The organism is Erwinia sp. LJJL01 (assembly GCF_047300805.2).
GTDB classification, from domain to species: Bacteria; Pseudomonadota; Gammaproteobacteria; order Enterobacterales; family Enterobacteriaceae; genus Erwinia; species Erwinia aphidicola.
Genome location: NZ_CP178576.1, coordinates 4,548,844 through 4,565,893 on the forward strand (window position 1 = coordinate 4,548,844; position 17,050 = coordinate 4,565,893).

Here is a 17,050-nt window from a genome sequence, read left to right on the forward strand (position 1 = left end):
TAGTGCTAATCATCGGCACGGGGCGACCGGAAAAAATGGTCGCCCCCTACAAGTAAAAGGGCTGACCATTTTTCGGGTCAGCCCTTTGATTTTATTGCGCCTGATACTGCAAAGTATGGCCGCTGCCGGTCAGCGTCAGCGACTGCTCATCCACCTTCACCTCAGCGCCATTCATCAACATCTGCGTCAGCGTCTGCTCCCACTTGTTCAGATCGGCATTGCTGCACAGCATGCGCGTGGAGGCCAGCTGCGGCACGCTCAGTCGTCCCTGCTCTACTTTGCCCTGACCGAAGAAACGGTTGCACATCACCCCGCTCACCTTCAGCCCTTCACTAAAACCGATCCCCGGCCGGATGCCCTCATGCGGCACGACAGCCTGGCCGTCCACCGCGCTGAGCACAAACTGACGATTCGCCAGCTGGCTGGCATCCGTCGGGCTGGTGTTGCTGTGGCTGCAGCCGCTCAGCGCGACAGCACCCAGTAACAGTAAAGTGACTTTTTTCATTATGACTCCTTAGATTGGCAATCCATGTTAACAACTGAGTAAGCAGGAAATAACGGCGCAGGGCGCGGATAAAGAGCGGGCCAGAATATCTGGCCCGCAGGAGAAAGGAAGTTTAGTTGCTGGTATCGAGTTCAGGGAAGCTTTTCACCAGGTCATCAATCGCTTTCATCTGCTTGAGGAACGGCTCCAGCTTGTCGAGCGGCAGCGCGGACGGGCCATCGCACTTGGCGTTCGCCGGGTCCGGGTGCGCTTCGATAAACAGGCCGGCAATGCCAACGGCCATGCCGGCGCGTGCCAGTTCAGAAACCTGACCGCGACGACCGCTGGACGCGGCACCCATCGGGTCACGGCACTGCAGCGCATGCGTCACGTCGAAGATCACCGGGCTGTTGTTCGATACCTGCTTCATCACGTTGAAGCCCAGCATGTCGACCACCAGGTTGTCATAACCGAAGTTGGCACCGCGATCGCACAGGATCACTTTATCGTTGCCGCCTTCAGCAAACTTATCCACGATGTTACCCATCTGGCCAGGGCTGACAAACTGCGGCTTCTTGACGTTGATTACCGCGCCGGTTTTCGCCATCGCTTCCACCAGATCGGTCTGGCGGGCAAGGAAGGCGGGCAGCTGGATCACGTCAACCACGTCGGCCACGGTCTGTGCCTGGCTGGCTTCGTGCACGTCGGTGATGATTTTCACGCCGAACGCCTGCTTAATTTCCTGGAAGATTTTCATCCCCTCTTCGAGGCCCGGGCCACGGTAAGAGTGGATGGATGAGCGGTTGGCTTTATCAAACGAGGCTTTGAACACGTAGGGAATACCCAGCTTCTGGGTTACGGTGACGTAATGCTCACAGATACGCATCGCCAGGTCGCGCGATTCCAGCACGTTCATCCCGCCAAACAGCACGAACGGCAGGTCGTTTGCGACGTTAATGTCGCCAATGCTTACCACTTTCTGATTCATGTCTTCGCCTTTATAGAGTTCACTGCGTTTAGTGAAGGGTAATCTGTTTTTGCTCGATAGAGTGGATCTGCACCTTAATCATTTCGCTGACCGGATCTTCCGGGCACTGCTCAACAAAGTAGGTCAAATCGTTCAACGCCACGTGTCCACACTCCAGCTGGGCGAAAATCAGCCCGCGGTCGCGGATCTCATACGGGTCCTCCGGATCCATCTGCACCAGCACCTGGCTGACGTGCAGCGCCATTTCCATCTGCTTCTCATCCATCAGGGAGGATTTCAGCGTGTCGAGCATTTTGCGCAGGACCGCCAGCGGCTCGGCTTCCTGTAAATCGTCATCATACAGTTCGGCAATCGGCCCGATGTTGCCCTTCAGCCACACTTCCAGCTGGTGCTCATCCAGGGTTTCGCCATCAAACGGGTTGATCAGCCACATATCCTGATCGATCCACTCGGCGCGCAGGATCAGCTGCGTCGGGAAGATCACCGGGAACAGCGGCAGATCGAGCTTGCCTGCAATATGCAGAAAAATCACCCCCAGCGACACCGCGGTGCCCTGGCGGGTACGTAAAACATTATCCAGCCACAGCGTATCCGACAGGCGATAAACGCCGCTTGCGCCACCAAAACCCCAGCGGCCCCAGAACAGCGCGATCAGCTGCTCAACCTGTAAGTCGGCGGCCAGTTCGGGCGCGATCTCTGCGCGTGCTTCGGCAACCAGTGCCGACAACTGCTTTCTGACGTCTTCAGCCGGAAAGTCGCTGCGTATCGCCAGCGACGCAGCGATCACCGCCTCACTCAGCGGCGCGGCGGTAAAATCAAAATCAGCGATGGACGTCATACAAACCCCAGCAATGGCATTTTAGTGGTGGCTAACTGAACGATGGCCACAAGGGCGATTAACGCCACAATGAACGCTATCCAGCGTACTTTTTGCGCGCGCGGACGTCGTCCCAGGGCAATAGCGCCCAGCGCGATATAGATGATAACGCCAAACAGCTTCTCAGTCAGCCAGTTGCCCTGCGGTGTAAACGGGTAAAAGTGGGTAATAGTGACCAGCAGCACGCCAGAGAGCAGCAAAAGCGTGTCGTTGAGATGCGGCACAATACGCACCCAGCGGCGCTGCAGCATGGCTGAACCGGTCTGCAACCAGTAAAAGCGCAGCAGAAACAGCGCGGCGGTGATGGCGACGGTCAACAGATGAAAATTTTTAAGTGGAAGGTACCATGCGGCCATAAAAGCTCCTTAATTACGCGTTATCTGCCCGAGCGTTACGCGGTCGTTGCCGCCATAATCCTGACAGGTTTCCACCTGACAGAAGCTGTTCTCACGCAGGATTTGCCGCACCGCTTCACCCTGCTGCCAGCCATGTTCCAGCAGCAGCCAGCCGTTATCCGCCAGATACTTCCCGGCGCAGCAGGCAATAATTTTGATATCGGCCAGGCCCTGATCGTCAGCCACCAGCGCGCTGGCGGGCTCAAAGCGCACATCGCCCTGCGACAGATGGTGGTCGGCGGCATCGATATAGGGGGGGTTACTGACGATCAGCTGGAAACGCTGAGCGTCCAGCGCTGAAAACCAGTCGCTTTGCAGGAAGCGGGCGTTAGGCAGATTGAGTTTCGTGCCATTGTGCTTTGCCAGCGCCACTGCCGCCGCAATGCGGTCAACGCCGGTCACCTGGCAGTCAGCGCGTTCACTGGCCAGCGCCAGCGCAATCGCGCCGGTACCGGTGCCGAGGTCAAGAATGGCGCACGGGTCTGCAGGCAGGCGGCTTAGCGCCTGCTCAACCAGCACTTCGCTGTCCGGGCGCGGGATCAGGGTGTCGGGCGACACGCTGAGCGGCAGCGACCAGAATTCACGTTCACCGATAAGGTACGCCACCGGCTCCCCGGCGGCGCGGCGCGCCAGCAGCATCTCCAGCGCGGCCAGCTGGCTGTCATCCAACTGCGCATCGTCAAAAGCGATCAGCCAGGCGCGGGATTTACCGCTCACCCATGCCAGCAGGATCTCCGCGTCGCGTTTCGGGCTTTCGCTGCTGCTGAGACGGGCTATCGCCGCTCGCAGCCAGACACGGATTTGCACTACTCGTTCCCGGCAAGCGCAGCCAGCTGATCGGCCTGGTATTCCTGCACAATCGGCTCAATCAGCGCGTCCAGCTTGCCTTCCATCGCTTCATCCAGACGGTAAATCGTCAGGTTGATACGGTGATCGGTGACGCGGCCCTGCGGGAAGTTATAGGTGCGGTTACGGTCCGAACGGTCGCCGCTGCCGAGCAGGTTGCGACGGGTCGAGGACTCTTGCTCCTGCCGGCGCGCCATTTCGGCGGCGCGAATACGGGACCCGAGCACGCCGAGCGCTTTGGCTTTGTTTTTATGCTGGGAACGTTCGTCCTGGCACTCCACCACGATGCCGGTTGGCAGGTGGGTAATACGGATCGCCGAGTCGGTGGTGTTAACGTGCTGGCCACCCGCGCCCGATGAACGGAAGGTATCAATTTTCAGGTCGGACGGATTAATCTCCGGCAGCTCCGCTTCCGGTACTTCCGGCAGCACCGCCACGGTACAGGCTGAGGTGTGGATACGCCCCTGAGATTCGGTTTCCGGCACGCGCTGCACGCGGTGACCGCCGGATTCAAACTTCAGGCGCCCGTAGGCACCCTCGCCAATCACTTTGGCAATCACCTCTTTGTAGCCGCCGTGCTCGCCTTCGTTGGCGCTCATCACTTCGACACGCCAGCGGCGCGATTCAGCGTAGCGGCTGTACATGCGGAACAGATCGCCGGCAAAGATCGCCGCTTCGTCACCGCCGGTTCCGGCACGAATTTCCAGATAACAGTTACGCTCATCATCCGGATCTTTCGGCAGCAGCAGCACCTGCAGCTGCTGCTCCAGCGCTTCGCTGGCGGCACGCGCCTCTTTTAGCTCTTCCTGTGCCATCTCACGCATTTCGGCGTCATCCAGCATCATTTCGGCGGTTTCAATGTCTTCCTGGGTTTGCTGCCACTGACGGAAGCACTGACTGACGTCGGTCAGCTGGGCGTATTCGCGGGATAAAGCGCGGAAACGCTCCTGATCGGCAATCACACCAGCATCGCCCAGCATCGCCTCAACTTCTTCGTGGCGCTCCTGCAAGGCTTCCAGCTTGGCAACAATAGAAGGCTTCATTCGTGTAGTTTTACCTTGTAAAATAGAGGTTTAAACGCTATTCCAGCCCGAGGCTGTCGCGTAAAATTTGCAGGCGTTCGCCATCGCCATCGCGGGCGGCCTGCTGAAGAGATTTGGTTGGAGCGTGGATCAGACGGTTGGTCAGTTTGTGGGCCAGGTCACGCATCACCGCTTCGGGGTCTGCACCCTGCTGCAGTGCGGCAAGCGCCCGCGCCTGCAACTCTTCCCTGACCTGCTCTGCCTGCGAACGGTAGTCGCGGATGGTTTCAACGGCGCTCTGCGCGCGCAGCCAGGACATAAACTCGCTGCTTTCCTGTACCACGATGGTTTCAGCCTGCACCGCAGCCGCCTGGCGCTGAGCCATATTGCTTTCAATAATCGCCTGCAGGTCATCCACGCTGTACAGATAGGCGTTCGGCAGCTTGCCCACTTCCGGCTCCACGTCACGCGGTACGGCAATATCCACCAGCAGCATCGGCTGGTTGCGGCGCTGCTTCAGCGCACGCTCCACCATCCCTTTGCCGATGATCGGCAGCGGGCTGGCGGTTGAACTGATGATAATGTCGGCTTCTGCCAGCCGTGAATCGATCTCCGCCAGGCCTATCACCTCAGCCCCGACTTCATCCGCCAGCACCTGCGCACGCTCGCGGGTACGGTTAGCGATGATCAACTTCTTCACCTTGTGCTGATGCAGATGGCGCGCGGCCAGCTCGATAGTCTCGCCCGCCCCGACCATCAGCACGGTGACGGTCGACAGCGATTCGAAGATCTGGCGCGCCAGGGTACAGGCGGCAAACGCGACCGATACCGCACTGGCACCGATTTCAGTTTCGGTGCGCACGCGTTTGGCGACGGAGAAGGTTTTCTGGAACATGCGCTCCAGTTCGCTGGAGAGCGAATGGCCGCGCTGGGAGTCGGCAAAGGCTTTTTTCACCTGGCCTAAAATCTGCGGTTCACCGAGCACCAGCGAATCCAGGCCACTGGCAACGCGCATCAGATGACTGACCGCTTCGTCACCCTGGTGCCAGTAGAGGCTTTTACGCACCTCTTCAACGCTCAGATGATGGTAATCACACAGCCACGACACCAGCTGCTCCTGCAGATTTTCCTGCTGCTCAACGCTCAGGTACAACTCGGTACGGTTACAGGTAGACAGCACAACGCCGCCCTGAACCAGCGGCTGTGCCAGCAGGCTGTTAAGCGCCTGATCCAGCGTGTCCGGCGAGAACGTAACGCGTTCGCGCAGAGCCACAGGTGCCGTTTTGTGATTGATGCCGAGTGCCAGTAACGTCATGGTGCGAGGTTGGGTTAATCCCACAGTTGTCAGGGTTTTGTGAGGCGCATTCTACAAGATGAGCGAGATCAATAAAAGTGATGGTTCACCTATCCCTGTAACAAGTTATACCGACAACAGGTCAAATGAGACAATTTGAGCATTGACGCGGCCCGGTTAGCTGGTTAGCGTGAGCGGTTGATTGCGGCAAGTATGCCCGAACCCCGTCTGAGGAGCTGACCTGATTATGCTATCGCCAAACCGCCGCCTGCTGCGGCTTATCCCCCTTGCCAGCCTGCTGTTAACCGCCTGCGTTACGCCCACCAAGCCACAGGGGCCGGGCAAGAGCGCCGATACGCCGCAGTGGCGTGAGCATCAGCAGTCGGTGGAAAAGATCACCCAGTATCAGACTCGTGGCGCGTTCGCCTACCTCTCCGATCGGCAAAAAGTGTATGCGCGCTTTAACTGGCAGCAGACCGCACCAGACCGCTATCGCCTGCTGTTAACCAATCCGCTCGGCAGCACCGAGCTGCAGCTGGACCAGCAGGGCCAGACCGCACAAATTGTTGATAATAAGGGCAAGCGCTACGTCAGTAACGATGCCGCGAAGATGATCTCCCAGCTGACCGGTATGAGCATTCCGCTGGATAACCTGCGTCAGTGGATGGTCGGCCTGCCGGGCGACGCCACCGATTATCAGCTTGACGACCAGTACCGCCTGCGCGAACTGAACTACAGCCAGGACGGCAAGCAGTGGCACGTGACCTACCAGGGTTATGACAGCAAGCTCAACCCACAGCTGCCATCCAATCTCGAACTGCGTGAAGGCAGCCAGCGCATCAAACTGAAGATGGACAGCTGGACGGTAAAATGATCACAACCTGGCCTGCCCCGGCAAAGCTGAATTTATTTCTCTACATCACTGGCCGCCGCGCCGACGGCTACCATAATCTGCAAACGCTGTTTCAGTTTCTCGACTACGGCGACACGCTGACCATTGAAGTGGACGACAGCGGCGAGATTACGCTGCTGACGCCGGTGGCGGGCGTGCCGGATGCGCAGAACCTGATTGTGCGCGCCGCTGCGCTGCTGCGCGAGCGGGCGGCCGCTCTCGGCTCCCTGCCCGGTGCTGCCGGGGCGAAAATTGCCATTGAGAAGCGCTTACCGATGGGTGGCGGTTTGGGCGGCGGTTCCTCAAACGCCGCCACGGTGCTGGTGGCGCTTAACCACCTGTGGCAAACCGGGCTGAGCCTGGGGCAGCTGGCAGAGCTTGGCCTTCAGCTTGGCGCCGACGTGCCGGTGTTTGTTCACGGCTTCGCTGCCTTTGCCGAAGGTGTGGGTGAGCAGCTGACCCCGGTTAATCCGGCGGAGAAGTGGTATCTGGTGATGCACCCTGGGGTGAGCATTGCCACCCCGCTCGTTTTCAACGATCCGGAGCTGACCCGCGACACGCCAGCAAGGGAAATCAGCCAGTTATTAAGCACCGAATTCCATAATGATTGTGAACCTGTCGTAAGAAATCGTTTTCGCGAGGTTGAACAGCTTGTTTCCTGGCTGCTAGAATACGCGCCGTCGCGCCTGACTGGAACGGGTGCTTGTGTGTTTGCAGAATTCGACACCGAGTCCGCCGCCCGCCAGGTGCTTGAGCTGGCCCCGAAAAATCTGCAGGGGTTTGTTGCGCGAGGTGTTAATATCTCGCCGCTACACCGCAGACTTTCAGGGCAATTGAGTTGATGTGACAGTGTCACTCTGTTCCAGACGCTGCACGACTGCTCTTATTTAACCCAAATAATTGGCGTTGTAGCAAGGCGGCAAGTGTTTGAGTTCCCGGGAGCTTACCCAGGTAAGTGACCGGGGCGATGACGCGCAGCCAACGCCGCTACGGCGTCAAGAATGTAGGGTTAAAACACCCGTATGAAAGCATAAGTCGTATACCGCCCAGTGCGGCTTATGGTATTTCATTCTCTGGACGCAAAGCCTGAGGTTCTTCTCGTGCCTGATATGAAGCTTTTTGCTGGTAACGCCACCCCGGAACTAGCACAACGTATTGCCAACCGCCTTTACACCAGCCTGGGCGACGCCGCCGTCGGTCGTTTCAGTGATGGTGAAGTGAGCGTACAAATTAACGAAAATGTACGCGGTGGTGATATTTTCATCATCCAGTCCACCTGTGCCCCAACCAACGACAACCTGATGGAACTGGTTGTGATGGTTGACGCCCTGCGTCGTGCTTCCGCTGGTCGTATTACCGCGGTGATCCCTTACTTTGGTTATGCACGTCAGGACCGCCGCGTGCGTTCCGCTCGTGTGCCAATTACTGCCAAAGTTGTTGCCGATTTCCTCTCCAGCGTTGGCGTTGACCGCGTTCTGACTGTGGATCTGCATGCTGAACAGATTCAGGGCTTCTTTGACGTCCCGGTTGATAACGTATTTGGTAGCCCGATCCTGCTTGAAGATATGCTGCAGATTGGCCTGGAAAACCCAATTGTGGTTTCCCCGGACATCGGCGGCGTGGTTCGTGCCCGTGCGATTGCCAAACTGCTGAACGACACCGATATGGCCATCATCGATAAACGTCGCCCACGCGCCAACGTCTCACAGGTGATGCATATCATCGGTGATGTGGCTGGCCGTGACTGCGTGCTGGTCGATGATATGATCGATACCGGTGGCACCCTGTGTAAAGCAGCGGAAGCGCTGAAAGAGCGCGGTGCGAAGCGCGTGTTCGCCTACGCAACCCACCCTATCTTCTCCGGTAACGCGGTCGAAAACCTGCGTAACTCGGTGATTGATGAAGTGGTTGTGTGCGACACCATTCCACTGCCGGAAGAGATTAAAGCGCTGCCAAACGTCCGTACCCTGACCCTGTCAGGCATGCTGGCCGAGGCAATCCGCCGTATCAGCAACGAAGAGTCTATCTCTGCGATGTTTGAGCATTAATTCCGGCGTGCTACGGATGGGCCGACCAGAAAAGCGGTCGGCCCCTACTGTAGGGGTTGACCTTCTTTTGCGGTCAACCCGAACAAAAAGGGACAGAGGCTCATCTGTCCCTTTTTATTTGCGCAACGCAATGTGTTCCGCCAGGTAGTCAATCAATACTCGCAGCTTGGGCAGCAGGTGGCGATTGCCCGGCCACAAAAGAGAAAACTGCCCGCCATGGCCGATCTCCCCCTCCAGCACGCTCTGCAGCTCACCGCTCTCCAGATACTCCTGCACCGCAAAATCCGGGACGTAAATCAGCCCTAAACCGCGGCGCGTGGCGGAGATCTGCGCTTCCAGATTGTTAAACACCAGCGGGCCATGAAGCGACAGCGCCTGGGGATCGACGCCGTTAAACTGCCACGGCTGCAGCTGACCGCTGCCGGAGAAACGGTACAGCAGGCAGGCGTGCTGGCTGAGATCCGCCACCGTCTGCGGCGTGCCGTGCTGCTGAAAATAGCCCGCCGAGCCAACCAGACGAAACTGAAAGCCGCCCAGCCGCCGCGCCTTGAGGCGCGAGTCGGCAAACTCGCCGCTGCGCAGCACCGCGTCATAGCCCTCACCAATCACGTCCACCAGGCGGTCATTGAAATCGAGGTCCAGTTCAATTTCGGGATAGCGGGCGGTGAACCCCGGCAGCAGCGGCAGCAGCAGGCGGTAGCCAATGGCCGGAAAGCTCAGGCGCAGCCGCCCGCGCGGGGCCGCCATCAGGCGGGAAAGCTCCTGCTGCGCCTCTTCCAGCTCCATCACTATGCGCTGGCTGCGTTCAAAGAACAGCGCGCCCTCTTCAGTCAGGCTCAGGCTGCGCGTGCTGCGGTTAAACAGGCTGACGCCGAGGCTGGCTTCCAGCCGCGCCACGCTTTTGCCGATAGCAGAGGCCGAAACCCCCAGCCTTTCGGCGGCGGCGACAAAGCTTCCCAGCTGCGCGGCTTTCACAAACGCGCTCAGCCCGCTTAAACTCTCCACGCTGCTCATTCGCGACTTTTTGTCCTTTATCTGCGGCCTTATGGCCTGTTTATCGTGGCATGACGCCAATTTATCCTGCTTTCTTTCCTGTTGAAAGCGGAGAGTCCACAATGAGTTCCCTGATCCTCACGGCACCAGGCAGCCGCTGGAGTGTTTTTGCCGTCTGCAGCGCCGCCCTGATGTTACCGCTCAGCTTCTCCGCCGGGGTGATTGCCACCCCGGCGATTGCCCAGCATCCCGGAGGGTCTGCCCTGGCCCTGAGCTGGATTACCAATGCCTTCCTGCTCAGTTTCGGCAGCCTGCTGATGGCCGCAGGCACGCTGGCGGACCGTTTTGGCCGCAAGCGGCTGTTTATCAGCGGCGTCAGCGCCTTTACCCTGCTGTCATTGCTCACCGCCTGGGTGCCTTCGGTGGTGTGGCTGGACGTGGTGCGCGCCCTTCAGGGTGCCGCCGCCGCCGCGGCACTGGCCGGGGGCGCCGCCGCGCTGGCCAATGCCTTTGAGGGACAACGGCGCGCCCGCGCCTTCAGCCTGCTCGGCACCAGCTTTGGCGTTGGCCTTGCCGCCGGACCGGTGATCGCCGGGATGCTGATGCAGATTGCCGGCTGGCACAGCGTTTTTCTCTGCTGCGCCCTGTTTGGCGTCGTGGCGCTGGTGACCGGCGGGCTGACGCTGCCGGAGTCGCGCAACCCGGATGTCGGCACGCTCGACTGGCCGGGGATTATCAGCTTCAGCACCACCCTGACGCTGTTTACCTGGGGCATGCTGCAGCTGGCCGACAGCGGCGGCGACCGCCTGTCGGCCGGGCTGCTGCTGGCCTCCGTGCTGGCGGGCGCGCTGTTTGTCGGGATTGAACGGCGCAGCGCGCGGCCGATGCTCGATCTGAGCCTGTTTCGCTACGGCCGTTTTGTCGGGGTGCAGCTGCTGCCGGTGGCCACCTGCTACTGCTTTGTAGTGCTGCTGGTGCTGCTGCCGCTGCGTTTTATGGGATTCTACGGCTACAGCGCGCTGACCACCGGGCTGCTGATGCTGGCGCTGTCGCTGCCGATGCTGATTGTGCCTTCTCTGGCGGTGGCGCTGACGCGCCGTTTCCATCCCGGCGCCGTCAGCGCGGCGGGCCTGCTGCTGGCCGCCGCAGGTATCGGCCTGCTGAGCCAGGTTTCTCCCACCGCTTCCCTGCCCGTCACGCTGCTGGCGATGGCGATGATTGGCTGCGGCACCGGGCTGCCCTGGGGGCTGATGGATAATCTGTCGGTCAGCGTGGTACCGCCGCAGCGTGCCGGAATGGCGACCGGCATCTTCAGCACCGTGCGCGTGGCGGGAGAAAGTGTCGCGCTGGCAAGCGTTGCCAGCCTGTTCAGCCAGCTGCTCGGCTGGCAGCTCACGGCGCATAACCAGCCGGCAGCGCTCGCCGGGCAGCTGGCGAGTTATCATCTGGCAGATCCACGACTGTTGGGGCTGGCGGAGCGGGCTTTTCAGCAGTTATTGCTGGTCCTGATGGCGATCACGCTGCTGTGCGCGGCAGCCATCTGGCGCTGCCTGGTGACGCCGGACAGGAAGTGAGGGAGCGGGCAAAAGGTAACGCCCGACTGGCGGGCGTTGATTGCGCTAAGAGGGTAACAGCAGCGCGGAAATTTAAGACTGGCTATTGTGCTGGCTGCTGCCGTGGCGGCAGCGCTTGTCGCCGCAGTGGCGCACCCAGTAATAGCGGTCGGCGATTTTTTCCCGCCCGCTCACTCTGGCCCCCACCAGCCACAGCAACGCACCGATAAAGATGCTGAAAATCGCCCCATGCACCATATACTCAGGCAGATTAAGCTGAGGCAGCTGGTTAAGGACTGAGTAACCCACGCCGCCGACCATCACCACTAAACCGAGTACCATCAGGGCATTACCCATCACATGTGAATGTTTACGTTTCATTGCGCACCTCCGGACAGTATTGAAAAGGCAAATTCCATTGCCAGATGCGCTTAGTGTAGGCAATCAACAGCTGCTCTGATGAGTTGGCGATCACATTTATTGCTTGTGCTTTGACAAAACTTTACGTCTAACAAGCTGTTTTTATATAGAAAATGTATTATCACGCCTCTCAACTATCGTGACATGGCTCACCTTTTTGCGCAGATCTTTGTGTTCTCGCAACGGCTTGCGTAAACTAGCCGCTTTCCCCCGTACGCTTCAGGAAACACCACACGTGAGTAGCATCAAACTGATTGTTGGCCTGGCCAATCCCGGCGCTGAATACGCCGCCACGCGCCATAATGCCGGAGCCTGGTACGTTGATTTGCTGGCTGAACGCCACAATCAGTCATTAAAGGAAGAGAGCAAGTTCTACGGCTACACTGCCCGGTTAAACATCGGGGGTGAGGATGTACGCTTGCTGGTGCCGACCACCTTTATGAATCTCAGCGGCAAAGCCGTGGCGGCGATGGCGACGTTCTACCGCATTGCCCCGGAAGAGATCCTGGTTGCCCATGACGAGCTGGACCTGCCGCCCGGCGTGGCAAAGTTTAAGCAGGGCGGCGGCCACGGCGGACATAACGGCCTGAAAGATATTATCAGCAAGCTGGGTAACAACCTGAACTTCCACCGCCTGCGCATCGGCATTGGTCACCCGGGCGATCGCAACAAGGTGGTCGGTTTTGTACTGGGCAAGCCGCAGTCGGCAGAGCAGAAGTTGATTGATGATGCGGTCGATGAAGCGGCGCGCTGCACGGAAGTGTGGCTGAAGGAAGACCGCCTAAAAGCGATGAATCGCCTGCACAGCTTTAAGGCGGGCTAGGCCTGCGCATCCGCTGTGGCCGCAGCCGCAGCGGGGATTACCCCTGAGGTATCCCCAGAAATCACTTCCATCGCTAAACGTCCGCAAACCGGTCTGAGCTCAGCCCTCCCTCCTGAAACCGGGCACCTGTCTTCCCGCCACAATATTCAAATCAATTTTTGTGGGGATACCTCAGGGGATTACCCCTTCTCGCACCGCTTCCCGTCGTCGCTACACTCCAGGCTATCCAGCGTCAGCTGCTGTGCAAAATAGCCCTGCACGCCCCAGATTTTACTGTTGCGCAGCGTCTCCAGCTGGCCGTCTCCGGCCACCCCTTCCACGATCACCCGGTTGGTATACTGGCGGATATGGTTGATCAGCACCGAAAAGAACGGCTTATTGACGTTTTCCAGATAGAACTGGCGGTCAAGCTTCACCGCTTCAAACATATTTGACTGCAGCGCATGCAGATTGGCATCGCCGGCGCCCAGATCGTCGAGCCATAAGATATTCAGCTGTTCTATCAGGCTACGCAGCAGCGGGTTGTCCATACCGTCGTGCAGATTGGGAAAATCTTCCGACAGCTTCAGGCGCACAAAGGGCAGATGGCTGAGGATTTGCTGGATAAAAGACGACTCGGTCACGGCACGCGCCAGCTGAAAGTCGATGGCCACGCTGCACAGCAGGCCGTGCTGGCGAAAGTAATCGGCGTACTCTTCGACGATCAGCAGCTGATGCAGTAGCCGATCCTCAGGCGATGCCAGCTGCCGCACAGCATCCACCGGGCCACCGACCGCAGCAGCATGCGGAAGGTAGCTCAGGTCGATGGCGATCATCTCACCGCTCAGGGTATGTACAGGAGTACAAAAAAAATCGTTTTTCATGCCGCCGGGCCAGTTAACGGGCATCCTGCCAGTGAAATAAATCGTCGTACAGTTAAACTATAGAAGTAAATACTGTAATCGCCGGGGTGAAACGGCGATTTTTAGATTATCGGCAGGTCCAGCAGTAGCTTTATGGTTTATGCGTCATTGCTAGCAACTTTATAATCCGGATCATCCAGTTCATGGCTGCAGAATGGCCCTGCCTGACGCAACAGGCTGATGCAATCCTCGCTCAGATGGCGCAGGCGCAGACTTTTACCGGCTTCCAGATAGCGCGCCGTCAGCTTATCGATCGCCTCCACGCCGCTGGAGTCCATCACCCGGGTGCGGGCGAAGTCGATCACCACACTCTCGGCATCCTGCTGCGGATTAAACAGCTCCTGAAAACTCGCGGTGGAGCCAAAGAACAGCGGCCCTTCCAGACGGTATGTTTTCTCCCCCTCTTTCTCGCTCTGCTCAATAATGGTGATGCGGGCATGCTGCCAGGCGAAGACCAGCGCCGAGATAATCACGCCGCAGATCACCGCCATCGCCAGGTCGGTGAAAATCGTGACCAGCGTCACCGCAATCATAATCACCGCATCGGCTTTCGGCATGCGCTTCAGGCGCCTGATGGAACTCCACTCAAAGGTGTTGATGCACACCACAAACATAATGCCCGCCAGCGCCGCCACCGGCAGCAGCGCGATGTAATCCGACAGGCTAATCACGAACAGGATCAGCAGTAGCGCCCCGACCAGGTTGGAGATGCGACCGCGACCGCCGGAGGTGAAGTTGATAATTGACTGGCCGATCATCGCACAACCGGCAAAGCTGCCGAAGAAGCCGCAAATCGTGTTACCGATACCCTGCGCCACGCACTCCTGATTGCCCGCCCCTTTTTTACTGCCCATCTCATCCAGTACCGCCAGCGTCAGCAGCGACTCAATCAGCCCGACCAGCGCAATCACCACCGCATACGGCAGCACGATCTTCAGTGTTTCCCAGCTTAACGGCGCGGTCGGCAGATGGAACGACGGCAGCGTGCCGGAGATATCCGCCAGGTCGCCAACGCGTTTGGTATCCAGGCCAAAACCAATGGCAATCGCACTGATGGCGAGCAGCGCCGCCAGCGAACCGGGGATCGCTTTGGTCAGCTTCGGGAACAGCCAGACGATCAGCATCGCCAGCGCCACCAGCGCATACATCACCGGCCCCTGCCCTTTAATCATCGGGAACTGCGCCAGCATAATCACAATCGCCAGCCCGTTAACGAAGCCGTAAATCGCCGGTTGCGGCACCAGGCGGATAAACTTACCGAGCCGCAGCACGCCAATCGCCAGCTGAATCAGCCCCGCGAGGATGGTCGCCAGCAGCACGTACTCGTAGCCGTGCTGGGTAATCAGGCTAATCAGCACCACAATAATCGACCCGGCCGCGCCGGAGATCATCCCCGGCTTGCCGCCGAAGAAGGCGGTGACCAGCCCGAGAATAAAGGCGGTGTGCAGACCAATGGTCGGCGACAGCCCGGCCAGCAGAGAAAAAGCCGTCGCTTCCGGGATCAGCGCAACGGACACCACGGCACCGGCCAGCACGTCATTTTTGACGTCACTCGCCCTGAAATTGCTCAGGTTAAACATAAAATTTCCAGTTAATTTAAACGTGTTGGTTCTTCCGTGCCGCATTAATCGGGCACAGCTGGCTCGTCAGAGTGACGAGTGGCGGCAACGGGCGTTGCGCAGGCGGGAGGGTCTTAAGGTGGCGTAAGCAGCAAGCGATGCATCTGCGGAGTTCTCCAGGTTCTGTAAAGACACGTCAGTATGGGAAAATGTGAGCACGATCTCAAGAGATAACTTAACCTCCGCCTCAGAAATCAACCGCCTCCAGGCTAAAATTACGTGTATAATGCGCGGAAACTTTTAAGACAACCGTTTGTGACACTATCAGGGCATGTAAAAGTGCGTTGATTATCAAGAAATTAAGGTGATTCAAACATGGGATTCAAATGCGGTATTGTGGGCCTGCCAAACGTCGGGAAATCCACCCTGTTCAATGCGTTAACCAAAGCGGGCATCGAAGCAGCTAACTTCCCGTTCTGTACCATTGAGCCGAATACTGGCGTGGTGCCAATGCCTGATTCACGTCTTGATCAGCTGGCTGCCATCGTTAAGCCGCAGCGCATTCTGCCGACCACCATGGAATTCGTTGATATCGCTGGCCTGGTAAAAGGCGCCTCGAAAGGTGAAGGCCTGGGCAACCAGTTCCTGACCAATATCCGTGAAACCGAGGCTATCGGCCACGTGGTGCGCTGCTTTGAGAACGACAACATTATCCACGTGAATAATAAAGTTGACCCGGCTGACGATATTGAAACGATCAATACCGAGCTGGCGCTTTCTGACCTGGATACCTGTGAACGTGCCCTGCAGCGCGTGCAGAAGAAAGCCAAGGGCGGCGACAAAGACGCCAAAGCTGAACAGGCGGCGCTGGAAAAATGCCTGCCGCATCTGGAAAAAGCCGGCATGCTGCGCGCGCTGGATCTGACGGATGAAGATAAAGCGGCAATCCGCTACCTGAGCTTCCTGACGCTGAAGCCAACCATGTATATCGCCAACGTTAACGAAGACGGTTTTGAAAATAACCCGTACCTCGATATCGTACGTGCGATTGCCGAGAAAGAGGGTTCCGTTGTGGTGCCGGTGTGCGCTGCCGTTGAGTCTGATATTGCCGAGCTGGAAGATGGCGACCGCGAAGAGTTTATGGCCGAGCTGGGCATTGAAGAGCCGGGCCTGAACCGCGTCATCCGCGCCGGTTACGCCCTGCTCAACCTGCAGACCTACTTCACCGCTGGCGTGAAGGAAGTGCGTGCATGGACTATCCCGGTTGGTGCGACCGCACCACAGGCCGCAGGTAAGATCCACACCGACTTCGAGAAAGGCTTTATCCGCGCTCAGACCATTGCTTTCGATGACTACATTGCCTGCAAGGGTGAACAAGGCGCGAAAGAAGCCGGTAAGATGCGTTCAGAAGGGAAAGACTACATCGTGAAAGATGGCGATGTAATGAACTTCCTGTTCAACGTCTAAACCCTTCCGTCGTCTTATGAGGTTTGATTGAATCTCCTAAGATTCGAAACGCGATAAATCCACGCAGTTGCGTGGATTTTTTTTTAGCTCGCCAGTTAGAAAAACCCGCAAGGCCAGTGTCACTTCTCAAACCTTTAAGCCCGTCGCCACACGGTGGTTGCAGATGAAAGACTGGGCCGACATCACCAAAAAGCGGCGACTGGATATGCCTGAGCGTGTGGTTTTCCCCGCCATCAGCAAACTTCCTATCAGGGAAATCACACCGCACCACATTCTTAAAATTTTTCAGTAAACGGCTAAACGCGGCGCACCGACTGTTGCCGCTGACGCCCGCCGTACCATTTCATCGGTTTTCGAGTTGGCAGTCGCGACGCTTAGAGCTGATATGGCTGGCATGGTGAAAAGTAACGCAGTAAGCCCAGACTCTGGCATCAGTAACGCAGGTGCTCCAGGTCACCGATGGCACTGAGAAAACCATGTTCATCAG

At 58.2% G+C, this 17,050-nt stretch carries 17 protein-coding genes and 1 pseudogene; 7 read left to right on the top strand and 11 right to left on the bottom strand.

Translation table 11 applies throughout. From position 1 onward, the window contains the following. Nucleotides 1-91: 91 nt before the first annotated feature. The 7 genes from ACLI4M_RS22245 to hemA all read right to left on the bottom strand — a co-directional run bounded on the left by ACLI4M_RS22245 (nucleotide 92) and on the right by hemA (nucleotide 5,927). Entirely contained in the window at nucleotides 92-505 is a 414-nt protein-coding gene (locus ACLI4M_RS22245) for an META domain-containing protein (protein ID WP_133623456.1), read from the bottom strand. 112 nt (nucleotides 506-617) lie between these two features. Continuing rightward, entirely contained in the window at nucleotides 618-1,472 is an 855-nt protein-coding gene (gene kdsA, locus ACLI4M_RS22250; protein WP_133623455.1) for a 3-deoxy-8-phosphooctulonate synthase, read from the bottom strand. 28 nt (nucleotides 1,473-1,500) lie between these two features. Then, entirely contained in the window at nucleotides 1,501-2,310 is an 810-nt protein-coding gene (gene sirB1, locus ACLI4M_RS22255; protein ID WP_133623454.1) for an invasion regulator SirB1, read from the bottom strand. Further along, nucleotides 2,307-2,705 (bottom strand): SirB2 family protein, encoded by a 399-nt coding sequence (locus ACLI4M_RS22260; protein WP_133623453.1) that lies wholly within the window; start codon nucleotides 2,703-2,705, stop codon nucleotides 2,307-2,309. Before ACLI4M_RS22260 ends, sirB1 begins: the two co-directional genes overlap by 4 nt. A gap of 9 nt (nucleotides 2,706-2,714) precedes the next feature. Further along, nucleotides 2,715-3,551, bottom strand: coding sequence for a peptide chain release factor N(5)-glutamine methyltransferase (prmC, locus tag ACLI4M_RS22265; protein ID WP_133623452.1), 837 nt, complete (start codon nucleotides 3,549-3,551; stop codon nucleotides 2,715-2,717). Then, nucleotides 3,551-4,633 carry a peptide chain release factor 1 gene (gene prfA, locus ACLI4M_RS22270; RefSeq protein WP_048916260.1) on the bottom strand — a complete coding sequence of 361 codons (1,083 nt, stop codon included), beginning with the start codon at nucleotides 4,631-4,633 and terminating at the stop codon, nucleotides 3,551-3,553. The genes prmC and prfA overlap by 1 nt, the downstream gene beginning before the upstream one ends. Before the next feature lie 37 nt (nucleotides 4,634-4,670). Next, entirely contained in the window at nucleotides 4,671-5,927 is a 1,257-nt protein-coding gene (gene hemA / locus ACLI4M_RS22275; protein ID WP_048916261.1) for a glutamyl-tRNA reductase, read from the bottom strand. Nucleotides 5,928-6,153: 226 nt separating this feature from the next. Between hemA and lolB the strand changes: the two genes are divergently transcribed. The 3 genes from lolB (at nucleotide 6,154) to prs (ending at nucleotide 8,846) form a co-directional block, all read left to right on the top strand. Continuing rightward, nucleotides 6,154-6,780, top strand: a complete 627-nt coding sequence (lolB, locus tag ACLI4M_RS22280; RefSeq protein ID WP_048916262.1) for a lipoprotein insertase outer membrane protein LolB — start codon at nucleotides 6,154-6,156, stop codon at nucleotides 6,778-6,780. Then, a complete protein-coding gene (gene ispE, locus ACLI4M_RS22285; protein ID WP_133623451.1) occupies nucleotides 6,777-7,640 on the top strand; it encodes a 4-(cytidine 5'-diphospho)-2-C-methyl-D-erythritol kinase in 864 nt (287 codons plus the stop codon). Before lolB ends, ispE begins: the two co-directional genes overlap by 4 nt. 258 nt (nucleotides 7,641-7,898) lie before the next feature. Further along, the gene (gene prs, locus ACLI4M_RS22290) at nucleotides 7,899-8,846 is read left to right on the top strand and encodes a ribose-phosphate diphosphokinase (RefSeq protein WP_013201847.1); all 948 of its coding nucleotides are present in this window, start codon (nucleotides 7,899-7,901) and stop codon (nucleotides 8,844-8,846) included. A 114-nt stretch (nucleotides 8,847-8,960) separates the two neighbouring features. Here the strand turns inward: prs and ACLI4M_RS22295 are convergent, their stop codons facing one another. After that, on the bottom strand, nucleotides 8,961-9,851 hold the full coding sequence (locus tag ACLI4M_RS22295; RefSeq protein ID WP_133625056.1) for a LysR family transcriptional regulator: 891 nt from the start codon (nucleotides 9,849-9,851) through the stop codon (nucleotides 8,961-8,963). 110 nt (nucleotides 9,852-9,961) lie between these two features. Between ACLI4M_RS22295 and ACLI4M_RS22300 the strand changes: the two genes are divergently transcribed. Next, nucleotides 9,962-11,413 (top strand): MFS transporter, encoded by a 1,452-nt coding sequence (locus ACLI4M_RS22300; protein ID WP_133623450.1) that lies wholly within the window; start codon nucleotides 9,962-9,964, stop codon nucleotides 11,411-11,413. A 72-nt stretch (nucleotides 11,414-11,485) separates the two neighbouring features. Here the strand turns inward: ACLI4M_RS22300 and ychH are convergent, their stop codons facing one another. Next, nucleotides 11,486-11,773: a stress-induced protein YchH gene (ychH, locus tag ACLI4M_RS22305; protein WP_048916265.1), complete on the bottom strand. Its 288-nt coding sequence runs from the start codon at nucleotides 11,771-11,773 to the stop codon at nucleotides 11,486-11,488. 274 nt (nucleotides 11,774-12,047) lie between these two features. Here ychH and pth point away from each other — a divergent pair, with 274 nt between their 5' ends. Continuing rightward, the gene (gene pth / locus ACLI4M_RS22310; RefSeq protein WP_133623449.1) at nucleotides 12,048-12,635 is read left to right on the top strand and encodes an aminoacyl-tRNA hydrolase; all 588 of its coding nucleotides are present in this window, start codon (nucleotides 12,048-12,050) and stop codon (nucleotides 12,633-12,635) included. A gap of 179 nt (nucleotides 12,636-12,814) precedes the next feature. Here the strand turns inward: pth and ACLI4M_RS22315 are convergent, their stop codons facing one another. Together ACLI4M_RS22315 and ACLI4M_RS22320 are read right to left on the bottom strand one after the other, a co-directional pair. Beyond that, nucleotides 12,815-13,498 carry an EAL domain-containing protein gene (locus ACLI4M_RS22315; RefSeq protein ID WP_133623448.1) on the bottom strand — a complete coding sequence of 228 codons (684 nt, stop codon included), beginning with the start codon at nucleotides 13,496-13,498 and terminating at the stop codon, nucleotides 12,815-12,817. 137 nt (nucleotides 13,499-13,635) lie between these two features. Next, a complete protein-coding gene (locus ACLI4M_RS22320) occupies nucleotides 13,636-15,117 on the bottom strand; it encodes a SulP family inorganic anion transporter (RefSeq protein ID WP_133623447.1) in 1,482 nt (493 codons plus the stop codon). A 354-nt stretch (nucleotides 15,118-15,471) separates the two neighbouring features. Between ACLI4M_RS22320 and ychF the strand changes: the two genes are divergently transcribed. Further along, a complete protein-coding gene (gene ychF, locus ACLI4M_RS22325) occupies nucleotides 15,472-16,563 on the top strand; it encodes a redox-regulated ATPase YchF (protein WP_133623446.1) in 1,092 nt (363 codons plus the stop codon). Nucleotides 16,564-16,708: 145 nt separating this feature from the next. After that, nucleotides 16,709-16,948 (top strand): annotated as a pseudogene (locus ACLI4M_RS22330) (phage integrase central domain-containing protein); the annotation flags it as partial. Nucleotides 16,949-17,050: the final 102 nt, after the last annotated feature.

Coding starts and splice junctions, on each gene's coding strand:
- ACLI4M_RS22245 (WP_133623456.1), bottom strand. CDS start 505: ATGAAAAAAGTCACTTTACTGTTACTGGGTGCTGTCGCGCTGAGCGGC.
- kdsA (WP_133623455.1), bottom strand. CDS start 1,472: ATGAATCAGAAAGTGGTAAGCATTGGCGACATTAACGTCGCAAACGAC.
- sirB1 (WP_133623454.1), bottom strand. CDS start 2,310: ATGACGTCCATCGCTGATTTTGATTTTACCGCCGCGCCGCTGAGTGAG.
- ACLI4M_RS22260 (WP_133623453.1), bottom strand. CDS start 2,705: ATGGCCGCATGGTACCTTCCACTTAAAAATTTTCATCTGTTGACCGTC.
- prfA (WP_048916260.1), bottom strand. CDS start 4,633: ATGAAGCCTTCTATTGTTGCCAAGCTGGAAGCCTTGCAGGAGCGCCAC.
- hemA (WP_048916261.1), bottom strand. CDS start 5,927: ATGACGTTACTGGCACTCGGCATCAATCACAAAACGGCACCTGTGGCT.
- lolB (WP_048916262.1), top strand. CDS start 6,154: ATGCTATCGCCAAACCGCCGCCTGCTGCGGCTTATCCCCCTTGCCAGC.
- ispE (WP_133623451.1), top strand. CDS start 6,777: ATGATCACAACCTGGCCTGCCCCGGCAAAGCTGAATTTATTTCTCTAC.
- ACLI4M_RS22300 (WP_133623450.1), top strand. CDS start 9,962: ATGAGTTCCCTGATCCTCACGGCACCAGGCAGCCGCTGGAGTGTTTTT.
- ychH (WP_048916265.1), bottom strand. CDS start 11,773: ATGAAACGTAAACATTCACATGTGATGGGTAATGCCCTGATGGTACTC.
- ACLI4M_RS22315 (WP_133623448.1), bottom strand. CDS start 13,498: ATGAAAAACGATTTTTTTTGTACTCCTGTACATACCCTGAGCGGTGAG.
- ACLI4M_RS22320 (WP_133623447.1), bottom strand. CDS start 15,117: ATGTTTAACCTGAGCAATTTCAGGGCGAGTGACGTCAAAAATGACGTG.
- ychF (WP_133623446.1), top strand. CDS start 15,472: ATGGGATTCAAATGCGGTATTGTGGGCCTGCCAAACGTCGGGAAATCC.